We start from the raw sequence: 12,739 nt of genomic DNA, 5'->3' as shown, positions 1-12,739 counted from the left end.
CGATCAGTGAACGGGCAACTCGACGCCATCGAACAGTTCTTCGAGTTCCTGCTTGTTGTGGCACGCAATGGCCTTGGCCATGACTTCACGGGTCAGGTGCGGGGCGAATTTCTCGATGAAATCGCACATGAAGCCACGCAGGAAAGTGCCGCGACGGAAACCGATCTTGGTGATGCTGGATTCGAACAACTCGCTGGCGTCAAGCACCACCAGATCGTTGTCCAGCTTGGTATCGACCGCCATTTTCGCCACGATGCCCACACCCAACCCGAGGCGTACGTAGGTCTTGATGACGTCGGCGTCGGCGGCGGTGAACACCACTTTAGGCGTCAGGCCACGATGGCTGAACGCTTCGTCGAGTTTCGAACGGCCAGTGAAACCGAACACATAAGTCACGATCGGGTATTCAGCGAGGGCTTCGAGGGTCAACTTCGGCAGCTTGGTCAGCGGATGGCCGTGCGGCACGACCACGCAGCGGTTCCAGCGATAGCACGGCATCATTACCAGGTCGCCGAACAACTCCAGTGCTTCGGTAGCGATCGCGAAGTCGACCGTTCCATCAGCCGCCATTTCAGCAATCTGCATGGGTGAACCCTGGTGCATGTGCAGGGCAACTTCCGGGTACTGCTTGATGAAGTTGCTGATCACCGGCGGTAATGCATAACGGGCTTGGGTGTGGGTGGTGGCGATCGACAGGGTGCCTTTTTTCTCGTTGGAGAATTCCTGGGCGATCTGCTTGATGCTTTCCACCTTGCGCAGGATCTCGCCAGCGGTGGTAATGATGCGCTCGCCAGCCGGGGTGACGCGGGTCAGGTGCTTGCCACTGCGGGCGAACACCTCGACGCCCAATTCGTCTTCCAGCAGGCGGATCTGTTTGCTGATGCCCGGTTGCGAGGTGTAAAGACTTTGGGCGGTAGCGGAAACGTTGAGGTCGTGGTGCGCCACTTCCCAGATGTAGCGCAATTGTTGAAGCTTCATATCAATCCCTCAAAGCAGGTAGACGCCACGGGCATCAGCGACGGTATATAACTATATTAATGGCTTGAAGAATAAATCTAGAACTTTTTAATCAAATTGCCATTATTCGTGTTCTAGCGATCCCCTCGGCGCCGGCGTTCCGCCAGCGGCACCAGATAGACCGGGACCGGAGCCAACTGCAATACCCGCGCTGCGGTCCTGCCCAAGGGCGTTTCCGCGCCAGCACCATGGCTATGACTGCCTAGGATCAACAAATCCACAGAGAGTTTCTGTGCCTGATCAAGAATGACCTGCGACGGATCGCCCTGGAGCACCCGCACCGCTTGAATCCTTTCCAGATCCTGCTCTCCTTCACCTCCCAGCTCTTCGCGAAAACTGTCGAGCACGCGCTGCTCGATATTGGCAATGACCGTGTTCAAGCCCTGACTGTGGAATTCATTCAATGCGCGCTCATCGAGGTAGCTCTGCAACACCGATTCGGCAAACAGCCCCATGGGTTCAACCGCGTGCACGACATACAGGTCGGCGTTGAAGGTTCGCGCCAGCGCCAAGGCATGCTGCATCACCACAGGTGCATACAGGCCCAGGTCAGTGGCATACAGCATCGAACGAATCATAGGATCTCCTCGCAATGCCAACATGGCGGAGATTGATTCAGCTTAGCAGTGCGTTGACGAGTACGACGCCTTGCGTAACACGTTGAACCAGCGGCTTAAACTTTTTGCTCGTTGCTTATGCCATGAGGCACATGGCCGGTAGCGACCACCTCACGGGCCAGCTCACAATGGCCTGCCTGATCGTCGAAAAACACGTCGGCGGCGAAAGCTTCAAGGAACGCCGACTTGGTCAGGCCGCCGAGAAACAGCGATTCGTCCAGGCGAATGTCCCATTCACGCAAGGTGCGGATCACCCGTTCATGGGCCGGTGCCGAACGCGCCGTGACCAGCGCCGTGCGGATCGGACAGGCGTCGTCGGCAAACTCACGCTGCAACAGATTGAGGGCCGCCAGAAACCCTTTGAACGGACCGCCACGCAATGGCTGGCGGGCGCTTTCGCGCTCACTGGCCTGAAACGCTTCCAGGCCACCCGCCTGGTAAATGCGTTCCGATTCATCAGAAAACAGGACGGCATCACCGTCAAAGGCAATCCGCAATTCATCGCTCTCGGCGCGGCTGGCACCACCGGAAAGAATGGTTGCCGCCGCAAACCCGGCGTCCAACGCGCTGCGCACGTCTTCGGCGTGGGTGGACAGGAACAGGTCACAACCAAAGGCCTTGAGATACGGATACGGGCTACGGCCACCGACGAACGCCGCGCGAGAAATGGACAGCCCGTAATGATGAATCGAGTTGAATACACGCAGCCCCGTATCGGCACTGTTGCGCGACACCAGCACCACTTCGACCCGGGCGCGACCCAGTCTGGCATTGAGGTTGAGGAGCTTTTGCACCAGCGGGAAGGCATCGCCGGGTTCAAGGATTTCATCCTCGTGCTCGATCTGATACTGCCGATAGGCCTCCACACCGCTCGACAGGTACACCTTGTGACTCTCGCTCAGATCAAACAGCGCGCGCGAAGAAATCGCCAGCACCAGCTTGTCATCAATCGTCTTGGCCATCCCCTTCCCCCTTGGCTGATCGACTCAAGCGTTGCGTCGATCGATAAAACTCAAACTCTGGTACAGCGCTTCGACCCTCGGCATCTCGCACCCTGCCGCCTTGGCGGCTGCCAGGGGCCTTGCATAAATCGCGGCCAGTTCCAGCGGGCGTTTGTACAGATAATCGTGGTACATGCTCGGCCAGTAGTCAGGCATTTTTTCGGTCATGGTGAACAGGTGATCGGCATAACCGGACGGCACTTCGTGACCACAGGCGATTGCGCCTTGCACCACTTCAGCCATCAGCGTTTTGATCAGTTCACGGCTGTCGGCATCGGCCATCAACGGCTCAGTACTCGCCCCCAGCAAAACCGACAAGCCGTTGTAGGGAATATTCCACACCAGTTTCTGCCAGCGGGCCTCATGAAGGTTGGGCATGCCGTGAGCGTCGATCCCCGATGCCAGGAACAGGCCGACGCCCTCATCGACGATCGCTGCCCGCTCCCGCTCACCGGCGGCCGGGCCACTGTGATAGCCCACGCGCACCGTCCCCAGTGCCTGATGGGTGATAACGCCCGGGCCTTCACGGTGGACACAGATGTAGCAGAGTCCACCCAGGATGTGCATGGACTCGGGCAGCAAATCGCGCAGGCTGTCCTCGACATCGAGGCCATTCTGCAACAACAGCACCTTGGCGTCTGGCGCAGCGGCACCCAGTATGGCCGGCACCAGAACGGCGTTGCTGGTGGTTTTCGCCCCGATCAGCAACCAGTCGCAGGGCGGCATGTCTTCGGCGGACGAATAGGCCTGCACGGGATTTAACGCCAATGCGCCATGCACGGCGCTGTCCAGGTGCAATCCGCCCTCTGCCACCGCCGAAAACTCGCTGCGCAACAGAAAATGCACATCGAAACCGGCCCGCGCCAGCATCAATCCGTAGAAACCACCGATCGCCCCGGTCCCGATGATACCGATGGTCGGCTTTGCGACTGTTCCTGTCATGGCAACTCCTCTGCGGTAGTTCGCAGCGCCAGCCCAATGGCCCGGTTGAGCTCAGTGGCGGTCAGGCGCGACTTCAATGCCCCGAAAAACTCACCGTCGCGCACGACATACAGCGCCGGCAAATGAAAAACCTCGTAACGCTCGACCAACCCACCATTGTTACCCGCATCGATCCAGCACAGGCGATCGACGTGCAGCTTCAGCCCAGGCAATTGCTCCCGGGCAAAACGGCAACCGGAACAGCCGACGCTGGTGAAAATCAGCAGCGAAACGCCGCTCATTGCCAGTAACCGCTGGTCGGCGTCGAAATCGGTCAATTCTAATTCGGCCACTATACTGGGGGAAATAATGTCAGATGGCCGACACATGGAGTCCGTGCTCATGGGACGCTTCATTCCTCATCCTGACGATGTACCGGTGGAGTTGACGCTGCTCAAGCCAGAGTGCATTTCGCGGCAACACTTGCACTCTATCAGCCTCGGGGGCATGGCTTGCAATTACCACCGTGCCTGGCGCCACGGCACGGCGCTGGAAGTGCGCATGCCAACGCTGAACCCCGACCTGCGCTACCTGGGTTATGTTGCCTGGTGCCTGCGACGCAAGCGTGGTTACCTGGTGGGTATCGCCTTCGTCGATGAGCAGATGATGTTCACGGCGCGAATGGGTGAGCAGGTGTGTCAGATCGAACGCTACTGCCGCCTGCACGATGCCCATGACGACCTCCAGGAAACACAGGCCCTGGCCCTGGAATGGGTCCAGCAACATGCCGATGAGTTCTCCCACGACACCGTTCACAAGGCATTTGCCCAGGCGGTGGCAGACTGAAGGGTCATCAATTGGTGGGAAATGCCCGTAAAACCGGCGTCTGCCCATTGTCGAGCTACGGTGTAACGCGCTAAGGTTCCGCTCCCCGACGCGCTTAATTTGCTGTGCTCCGCCGCGCGGGTTCGCTGGCGGCCGGCACCCGTGACCTGACGAGTAAACGATGGCTGATTTACCGATCAACGACCTGAACGTCTCTTCCAACGAGACGCTGATCACGCCTGATCAGCTCAAGCGTGACATCCCTCTGAGCGACGCCGCACTGCGCACCGTCACCAAGGGCCGCGAAGTCATTCGCAACATTCTGGATGGCACCGACCATCGCTTGTTCGTGGTGATCGGGCCTTGCTCGATCCATGACATCAAGGCGGCCCATGAATACGCTGAACGACTGAAAGTCCTGGCGGCGGAAGTATCCGATACCCTGTATCTGGTCATGCGCGTGTATTTCGAGAAGCCACGCACCACCGTCGGCTGGAAAGGCTTGATCAACGACCCGTATCTGGACGACTCCTTCAAGATCCAGGACGGCCTGCACATCGGCCGTCAGTTACTGCTGGACCTGGCCGAGATGGGCCTGCCGACCGCCACCGAAGCCCTTGACCCGATTTCCCCGCAATATCTGCAGGACCTGATCAGCTGGTCGGCGATCGGCGCGCGGACAACCGAATCCCAGACTCACCGCGAGATGGCCTCCGGCCTGTCTTCGGCAGTCGGCTTCAAGAACGGCACCGATGGCGGCCTCACCGTTGCGATCAACGCCTTGCAGTCGGTTTCCAGCCCGCATCGGTTCCTGGGTATCAACCAGGAAGGTGGCGTGTCGATCGTGACGACCAAGGGCAACGCCTACGGCCACGTGGTACTGCGCGGCGGCAATGGCAAACCCAACTACGACTCGGTCAGCGTCGCCCTGTGCGAACAGGCCCTGAACAAGGCGAAGATCAAGCCCAATATCATGGTCGACTGCAGTCACGCCAACTCCAACAAGGACCCGGCACTGCAACCTCTGGTCATGGAAAACGTTGCCAACCAGATCCTCGAGGGCAACCAGTCGATCATCGGCCTGATGGTCGAGAGTCACCTGAACTGGGGCTGCCAGGCTATCCCGAAAGACCTCGCCGACCTGCAATACGGCGTGTCGATCACCGATGCCTGCATTGACTGGTCCGCGACCGAGAACACCTTGCGCAGCATGCATGCCAAGCTCAAGGATGTACTGCCCAAGCGCGATCGCAACTGATCACTTTGGCTGCGCACACAAAAACGCCGGGCTGAGCCCGGCGTTTTTGTGTGCGTTCGATTTACTGACTGAGCTTGGCCGCATGGCGCTGGTGACGCTCCATGTAGCGCTCCACATAGGAACACGAAGGGATGACGGTGTAGCCCATCTGCTCGGCATACTCCAGCGCCTTTTCGGTCAAGGCTGCCGCAATGCCACGGCCACGCAGCGCGTTGGGCACAAACGTGCGGTAGATATCCAGGGTCTGTTTCCCCAGATCCATGTAGGTCAGGTAGGCACGATGACCGTCCACATTGGTCTCGAACTGATGACCAGCCTGGTCATGGTGGATGGACAACGCCTCACTCATCACTACTCCTCGCGGGTCTTTATATGCTGACCCCTACCTTACCGATGTTTTTCCGGCGAAGGAACATCTACGCCACCCTGTGCCTCAATGGACACCGAGAAAGCTGCACCGAGCACGTATCAAATAGTAGGCACCATTGACGCAATTGCTCAAGGCACGCTCGTCTTCGCGCAGGGTTTGGCCGCAGATGACGCAGGGCAGCTCGACCGAAAATTCCCGAAGGTCGATCGCCTGCACATTGCCGGATGTTGAGACTTAAGACGAACGTCTCTCTATTAAGTCACCTCAACTAGGAGAAAGATATGAGAGCGGTCACGCAGCCCCCCAACGAAAGTGTAGACGAATCCATCTAGCCAGACTTTAGTCAAGAGCCTGTAAACAGTCGCGCGGGCCGGGAACTTTTTCGTGCCAACTCGCTCTACGCGGGGCTCGTGGCTGGATATTTTTTAAGCAAACGTAAGTAAAAGTTGCTCGAAAAAGAATCAACGCCTACAATTTTTTTGGCTTCTTGCTTTACGTCAGTTTACTTACGACAAGTAATGGGTAGTATGTACGCCGGCTCTTTCCTCACTGTGAGGAGACAGCCACTTAATGGAAAGTCCTTGAAGGGGAACACGATGAACAACGTTCTGAAATTCTCTGCTCTGGCTCTGGCCGCAGTTCTGGCTACCGGTTGCAGCAGCGTATCGAAAGAAACCGAAGCACGTCTGACTGCAACTGAAGACGCAGCAGCTCGCGCCCAAGCTCGTGCAGACGAAGCTTACCGTAAAGCTGATGAAGCTCTGGCTGCTGCTCAAAAAGCACAACAGACTGCTGACGAAGCTAACGAGCGTGCTCTGCGCATGCTGGAAAAAGCTAGCCGCAAGTAATAATCCCTCGGGATTGTTATCAAGCCGACCCATTTTTTGGGTCGGCTTTTTTATTGCCCGACGTTTCGTCCAAGCAATAAAAAACCCGCCGACGCAGCCGCGTCGACGGGTTTGAAAGAAGCCTTATTGCAGAGGATCGAGCGGAGCGCTGGAGACCATCGGTGCCGACTGATTGGGCACGGCGATTTCCACTGGCAGACCATCTTCAGCGGCCACCACATCACGCACAACATCCCAGTTCATACGCAGGTTGTTGGTGATGTCTTCGCGCTTGAGCATCGCGTTGATGACCGCAGTGTGCTTGTCGACCACCGACGGGTTGCCCTTGTCGTCCAGCGGCGTGTGGGCCTCCAGGTAGACCTTGCCACCGCTGACACCGAATTTGTAGGAGTCATTGATGATGCGTACCGACGTGCCCACCGGCACCATGCCGGCCATTTCCAGCACGTTGTTGTTGAACATGCGGAAGCAGCCGTGGCTGGTGCGCATGCCGATGCCGAACTTCTTGTTGGAACCGTGGATCAGGTAGCCCGGTGTGCCCAGGGTGAACTTGAACGGGCCCAGCGGGTTGTCGGGACCGGCTGGCACGACATTCGGCAGCGGATCGCCATCGGCGGCGTGCTCGGCCTTGATCGACGCCGGAGGCGTCCAGGTCGGATTAGGCGTCTTGGCGATGATGCTGGTGTGGGCGATTGGCGAGCCCCAGCCTTCGCGACCGATACCCAACGGGAAGGTGTACACCACGTTCCGGCCCTTGGGGTAATAGTAGAGGCGGTACTCAGCCAGGTTGATGACAATGCCTTCACGCGGGCCAGGTGGCAGGATGAAGCGGGTGGGCAACACGATTTCGGTGCCAGCACCCGGCAACCAGGGATCGACGCCAGGGTTGGCCGCGACCATCTCTGTGTAACCCAGATCGTAAGTGGTGCCAAGGTCGGCGAAGGTGTCTTCGTACTTGGCCTTGATGACCTGCACCTGGCCGACGATGTCTTCACCAGGCGGTGGCAGGGGCAACTCCAATGCAGCTACGGGACCCGCAGCGCACAGGGCGGCAAGTGTCAGGCAGCGGGTGACGGCAGGAAAGCGCGGCAACATCCGGAAAATCCTTCGCAAGATCGACAAGGGTGAAAAACGCGATTGTACACCGGCACCCATAAATTCGGGGAGATGGTCGATGGCTCGCGTATCGGGATGTGTCAGAGCTCGAAACGCAGCTCTGGCCAGATAGGCGAGGTCCCACGCTTCTGCGATTCGAGGATGGCCCGGCACAGTGAGCATAGGCGCTGATCCTGAAACACCTTGCGGTCGACGCTCGACCAGCGCGGTTGTGCCGGCAGCAGGCTACCGCACAGGGTGCGATCGGCCGAACCTCCCAGCTCCAACTGACGGGTCACCAGATGCACACGCACTTCCTGGCAGGCGAACAAATCCAACTGCTCGTCTGGCTCGATCAGTTGATAGGCAAAAAGTGACCAGGCGGGACGCGGCATCGGGGGCTCCAGATAGGGGGCGCCACATTAGCCGAATCCCGGCCACTAGAAAAGCGTCAAAGCAGCGGTTTCAGTGCCGGCCAGACATTTTCCAGCAACTTGTCCTGGGCCCCCGCCGCCGGGTGCAGGCCATCGGCTTGCATCATGTCCGGATGCCCGCCCACGCCTTCCAGAAAAAACGGCACCAGCGGGATCTTTTTCTGGTCGGCGACGTTGCTGTACACCTCGGCGAACGCTTTGGTGTATCGCGCTCCGTAGTTGGGAGGCAATTGCATGCCCAGCAACAACACCTTGGCACCACTGGCGCGGGATCTGTCGATCATCATTGCAAGGTTTTGTTGCAATTGCGTCGGCAGCATTCCGCGCAGGCCATCATTGCCGCCCAACTCCAGGATCACCAACTCAGGCTTATGCTCTGCAAGCAGCGCAGGCAGGCGCGCCCGGCCTCCCGCGCTGGTGTCGCCGCTGATCGACGCATTAACCACCTTGTCGTCGAAACCTTCCTGCTTGAGCCGTTGTTCAAGCAGTGACACCCACCCCACGCGGGTATCCAGGCCGAAACCGGCGCTGATACTATCGCCAACGATCAGGACTGTACCCGCCGCTGCGTTCTGGGCCATGCACATCAAGGCCAGGCCAGCACTCAAAAACCATACACGCATCGGATTCTCCATGGGCGCAAGCATTCTCACCGCGAAGAACCTCAGCAAAGTGGTCCCCAGCGCGGAAGGTGAACTGACTATCCTGCACGAACTCAGCCTGGAACTGAACAAGGGCGACAGCCTGGCCATCGTCGGCGCCTCCGGCTCCGGCAAATCCACCCTCCTTGGCCTGCTGGCCGGTCTCGACCTGCCCAGCAGCGGTGAAGTCACCCTTGCCGGCCAGGGCCTGAGCACGCTGGACGAAGATCAACGGGCGCGTATCCGTGCCGAACACGTCGGCTTCGTGTTCCAGTCCTTTCAGTTGCTCGATAGCCTCAATGCCCTGGAAAACGTCATGCTGCCGCTGGAACTCGATGGCCGCAAGGACGCCCGGGAACGTGCCACGGGGCTGCTGCAACGGGTCGGTCTTGGGCAGCGCCTGACTCACTCGCCCCGCCAGCTCTCGGGCGGCGAACAGCAGCGCGTGGCAATTGCCCGCGCGTTTGCCGCCGAACCCGACGTGCTGTTTGCCGACGAGCCCACCGGCAACCTCGACAGCCACACCGGCGAGCGAATCAGCGACTTGCTGTTCGAGCTGAACAAGGAGCGCGGCACCACCCTGGTGCTGGTGACCCATGATGAACGCCTGGCACATCGCTGCCGGCGCCTGATCCGTCTTGAAGCGGGCCTGCTGGTCGCCCCTCTGGAGCCTTGATGGCACGTCTGCCGCTGTTGCGCCTGTTCAGTCTCGCCATCCGCCAGTTACTGCGTGACGCCCGCGCCGGTGAATTGCGGGTATTGTTTTTCGCTTTGCTGGTGGCGGTGGCGGCCAGTACCGCCATCGGATACTTCGGCGGCCGCCTCAATGGCGCCATGATGCTGCGCGCTACCGAGTTCCTCGGCGCCGACTTACTGCTCGAAGGCAGCTCACCCGCACGGCCCGAACAGATCAGAAGCGGCACGGAACTGGGGCTCGAACATGCCCAGGTGGTGGAATTCTCCAGTGTCATCGCCACCGATAACGGTATTCAGTTGTCCAGCATAAAGGCGGCCGACGATGCCTATCCATTGCGAGGAGAACTGAAAAGCGCCCCTGCCCCCTTGGCACCGGAAGTCGCCGGCGGAGGGCCCAGGCCCGGGGAAGCCTGGGTCGAAGCACGGCTGCTGACCGCGCTGGACCTGAAGATCGGCGACAGCATCGATGTTGGCATGCGCACCCTGAAGCTGGCGCGGATACTCACCTACGAACCGGACCGCGCCGGCAACTTCTACAGCCTGACGCCACGGGTGTTGATCAACCTCAGCGACCTCGCCGCGACCGGCGTGGTGCAGCCAGGCAGCCGGGTCAGCTATCGCGAACTCTGGCGCGGCAAAGCCGAGGCACTGGAAACCTATCGGCAACTGATCAAACCTGGCCTCGACGCCAACCAGCGCATCCAGGATGCCCGAGACGGCAACCAGCAGATTGGCGGTGCGCTGGGCAAGGCTGAACGCTACTTGAACATGGCCAGCCTGGTCGCTGTGTTACTGGCCGGTGTGGCGGTGGCGCTGTCGGCGACACGCTTCGCCACTCGCCGCTTCGATGCCAGTGCGCTGTTGCGCTGCCTGGGATTGTCGCGCCGGGAAACGCTGGTGCTGTTCAGTCTTCAACTCACCGTGCTCGGCCTGCTGGCCAGCCTCAGCGGCGCCATGATCGGCTGGCTGGCGCAACTGGGACTGTTCGCGCTGCTGCATGACCTGTTGCCCAACGACGTGCCGCCGGGAGGCCTGTTTCCGGCCATTGCCGGGATTGGCACGGGCCTGGTCGCGCTGGCCGGCTTTGCCTTGCCGCCGTTGGCAGCGCTGGGTCGCGTGCCGCCCCTGCGGGTACTGCGCCGTGACATGCTGCCCATTGCATCCAGCACTTGGGTGGTCTATGGCGCGGCATTGGGCGCCCTCGGCCTGATCATGTGGCGCCTGAGCCTGGACCTGCTGCTGACCTTCGCCCTGCTCGGTGGCGGCGTGGTCGCCGCGTTGGTACTGGGCGGCCTGCTCTTGCTGCTGTTGAAAAGCCTGCGCCGCCTGCTCGCGCGCGCTTCGTTGCCGTGGCGCCTGGGTCTGGGTCAATTGCTGCGGCATCCACTGGCAGCAGCGGGCCAATCGCTGGCGTTCGGCCTGATTCTCCTGTCGATGGCGCTGATCGCCCTGCTGCGGGGCGAGTTGCTGGATACCTGGCAGAATCAACTGCCGAAAAATGCACCGAACTATTTCGCGCTGAACATCCTGCCAGACGACAAACAGGCCTTCACCGATCGCCTGATCGAAGTGTCGGCACAATCAGCACCGTTGTACCCCGTGGTCCCGGGTCGGCTGATCAGTATCAATGGCGAGGCGGTGCAGCAGATTGTCAGCAAGGACTCCGCCGGGGACCGGGCGATCCAGCGCGACCTGAGCCTGACCTGGGCAGCGGACCTGCCCGCCGGCAATCAAATCACTGCCGGCAGTTGGTGGAGCGAACAGCCGTCGACCGACATTCCGGGCGTATCAGTGGAAGGCAAGGTCGCCGAGAGCCTCAAGCTGAAACTGGGTGATCACCTGGTGTTCAGCGTCGGCGGGGTCAATCGTGAGGCGAAGGTCACCAGCCTGCGGGACATCAACTGGGACAACTTCCAGCCCAACTTCTTCATGATTTTCCAACCGGGAACATTGAAGGATTTGCCGGCGACCTACCTCACCAGTTTCTATCTGGCGGCCGGTCACGACCAGCAGATTGTCGACCTGTCCCGCGCCTTCCCAGCCGTGACCATCCTGCAGGTCGAGGCGCTGCTTGAACAACTGCGCAGCATCCTCGCCCAAGTCACCCTGGCGGTGGAGTACGTGCTGCTGTTTGTGTTGGCGGCGGGGATGGCGGTGCTGTTCTCAGGCTTGCAAGCGACACTGGATGAGCGCATCCGCCAGGGCGCCTTGCTGCGCGCACTGGGTGCCGAGCGACAGTTGCTGGTCAAGGCGCGGCGCATCGAGTTCGGGCTGCTGGGCGCGGTCAGCGGCTTGCTGGCAGCGCTGGGTTCGGAACTGGTGAGCCTGGTGCTTTACCGCTACGCGTTCGACCTGCCGTGGCACCCGCACCCCTGGTTGCTGGTGCTGCCACTGATCGGCGCCGCACTGATCGGCGGGGCCGGCGTGTTCGGCACCCGTCGCGCGCTCAATGCCAGCCCCCTGACAGTGTTGCGCGAGGGTTGATAGACTCCAGCCTTCTCCATCACAAGAAGTCGCCATGAGCCGTTACCGCCCTCCCCGCACCGCCGGCACCGCGCTGATCACCCCTGAGGGTGAAGCGCGGATGCGCGCCGAGTTTCACGAACTCTGGCACGTGCGCCGACCACAGGTGACGCAAGCGGTCAGCGAAGCGGCCGCCCAGGGTGATCGCTCGGAAAACGCTGAATACACCTACGGCAAAAAGATGCTGCGCGAGATCGACAGCCGAGTGCGCTTCCTGACCAAGCGCCTGGAAGCGCTCAAGGTTGTCAGCGAGAAACCCAGCGACCCGAACAAAGTCTACTTTGGCGCCTGGGTCACGATCGAAGACGAGGATGGCAAGGAGTCGCGCTATCGCATCGTCGGCCCGGACGAACTGGATTTGAAACTGGGCTTGATCAGCATCGACTCACCGCTGGCCCGTGCCTTGATCGGCAAGGCACTGGACGCCGAAGTCCGCGTGCAGACACCGACTGGCGAGCAGTGCGTGTATATCGTGGCGATCGACTACCCCTGA

At 60.3% G+C, this 12,739-nt stretch carries 15 protein-coding genes; 6 read left to right on the top strand and 9 right to left on the bottom strand.

Annotated elements, in window-relative coordinates; genetic code table 11:
• Positions 1 to 3: 3 nt before the first annotated feature.
• From cysB to AB4N33_RS02240, 5 genes are all read right to left on the bottom strand, one after another.
• Positions 4 to 978 (bottom strand): HTH-type transcriptional regulator CysB, encoded by a 975-nt coding sequence (cysB, locus tag AB4N33_RS02260; protein WP_460122654.1) that lies wholly within the window; start codon positions 976 to 978, stop codon positions 4 to 6.
• Between the two features lie 113 nt (positions 979 to 1,091).
• Entirely contained in the window at positions 1,092 to 1,595 is a 504-nt protein-coding gene (locus AB4N33_RS02255; RefSeq protein ID WP_460122652.1) for a universal stress protein, read from the bottom strand.
• A 95-nt stretch (positions 1,596 to 1,690) separates the two neighbouring features.
• The gene (locus AB4N33_RS02250) at positions 1,691 to 2,596 is read right to left on the bottom strand and encodes a 5'-nucleotidase (RefSeq protein ID WP_460122650.1); all 906 of its coding nucleotides are present in this window, start codon (positions 2,594 to 2,596) and stop codon (positions 1,691 to 1,693) included.
• Between the two features lie 24 nt (positions 2,597 to 2,620).
• On the bottom strand, positions 2,621 to 3,577 hold the full coding sequence (locus AB4N33_RS02245; RefSeq protein ID WP_476456319.1) for a putative 2-dehydropantoate 2-reductase: 957 nt from the start codon (positions 3,575 to 3,577) through the stop codon (positions 2,621 to 2,623).
• Positions 3,574 to 3,960 carry a YbbN family protein gene (locus AB4N33_RS02240; RefSeq protein WP_460122646.1) on the bottom strand — a complete coding sequence of 129 codons (387 nt, stop codon included), beginning with the start codon at positions 3,958 to 3,960 and terminating at the stop codon, positions 3,574 to 3,576. The genes AB4N33_RS02245 and AB4N33_RS02240 overlap by 4 nt, the downstream gene beginning before the upstream one ends.
• Here AB4N33_RS02240 and AB4N33_RS02235 point away from each other — a divergent pair.
• Both AB4N33_RS02235 and AB4N33_RS02230 read left to right on the top strand, forming a co-directional pair.
• A complete protein-coding gene (locus AB4N33_RS02235) occupies positions 3,959 to 4,402 on the top strand; it encodes a PilZ domain-containing protein (RefSeq protein WP_460122645.1) in 444 nt (147 codons plus the stop codon). The genes AB4N33_RS02240 and AB4N33_RS02235 overlap by 2 nt on opposite strands.
• 160 nt (positions 4,403 to 4,562) lie before the next feature.
• Entirely contained in the window at positions 4,563 to 5,639 is a 1,077-nt protein-coding gene (locus AB4N33_RS02230; protein ID WP_460122643.1) for a 3-deoxy-7-phosphoheptulonate synthase, read from the top strand.
• Positions 5,640 to 5,700: 61 nt separating this feature from the next.
• Here the strand turns inward: AB4N33_RS02230 and AB4N33_RS02225 are convergent, their stop codons facing one another.
• Positions 5,701 to 5,988, bottom strand: coding sequence for a GNAT family N-acetyltransferase (locus AB4N33_RS02225; RefSeq protein WP_368559053.1), 288 nt, complete (start codon positions 5,986 to 5,988; stop codon positions 5,701 to 5,703).
• Between the two features lie 617 nt (positions 5,989 to 6,605).
• Here AB4N33_RS02225 and oprI point away from each other — a divergent pair.
• The gene (gene oprI / locus AB4N33_RS02220) at positions 6,606 to 6,857 is read left to right on the top strand and encodes an outer membrane lipoprotei OprI (protein ID WP_003448337.1); all 252 of its coding nucleotides are present in this window, start codon (positions 6,606 to 6,608) and stop codon (positions 6,855 to 6,857) included.
• Positions 6,858 to 6,980: 123 nt separating this feature from the next.
• Here oprI and AB4N33_RS02215 read toward each other — a convergent pair whose 3' ends face one another.
• From AB4N33_RS02215 to AB4N33_RS02205, 3 genes are all read right to left on the bottom strand, one after another.
• Positions 6,981 to 7,952, bottom strand: coding sequence for a L,D-transpeptidase family protein (locus tag AB4N33_RS02215; protein ID WP_460122640.1), 972 nt, complete (start codon positions 7,950 to 7,952; stop codon positions 6,981 to 6,983).
• Positions 7,953 to 8,053: 101 nt separating this feature from the next.
• Entirely contained in the window at positions 8,054 to 8,347 is a 294-nt protein-coding gene (locus AB4N33_RS02210) for a hypothetical protein (RefSeq protein ID WP_096509755.1), read from the bottom strand.
• 56 nt (positions 8,348 to 8,403) lie between these two features.
• Positions 8,404 to 9,009, bottom strand: coding sequence for an arylesterase (locus AB4N33_RS02205; protein ID WP_476456318.1), 606 nt, complete (start codon positions 9,007 to 9,009; stop codon positions 8,404 to 8,406).
• Between the two features lie 10 nt (positions 9,010 to 9,019).
• On the opposite strand from AB4N33_RS02205, the gene AB4N33_RS02200 reads away from it, so the two are divergent.
• From AB4N33_RS02200 to greB, 3 genes are read left to right on the top strand one after another with little or no spacing between them, the layout of a single operon-like run.
• Positions 9,020 to 9,703: an ABC transporter ATP-binding protein gene (locus AB4N33_RS02200; RefSeq protein WP_368559049.1), complete on the top strand. Its 684-nt coding sequence runs from the start codon at positions 9,020 to 9,022 to the stop codon at positions 9,701 to 9,703.
• Positions 9,703 to 12,207 carry an ABC transporter permease gene (locus AB4N33_RS02195; RefSeq protein WP_476456317.1) on the top strand — a complete coding sequence of 835 codons (2,505 nt, stop codon included), beginning with the start codon at positions 9,703 to 9,705 and terminating at the stop codon, positions 12,205 to 12,207. The genes AB4N33_RS02200 and AB4N33_RS02195 overlap by 1 nt, the downstream gene beginning before the upstream one ends.
• Positions 12,208 to 12,241: 34 nt before the next feature.
• Positions 12,242 to 12,739: a transcription elongation factor GreB gene (gene greB, locus AB4N33_RS02190; RefSeq protein ID WP_115947228.1), complete on the top strand. Its 498-nt coding sequence runs from the start codon at positions 12,242 to 12,244 to the stop codon at positions 12,737 to 12,739.

This window comes from Pseudomonas sp. S1_E05 (assembly GCF_056337105.1).
This window is presented reverse-complemented; position numbering and strand designations above follow the sequence as displayed.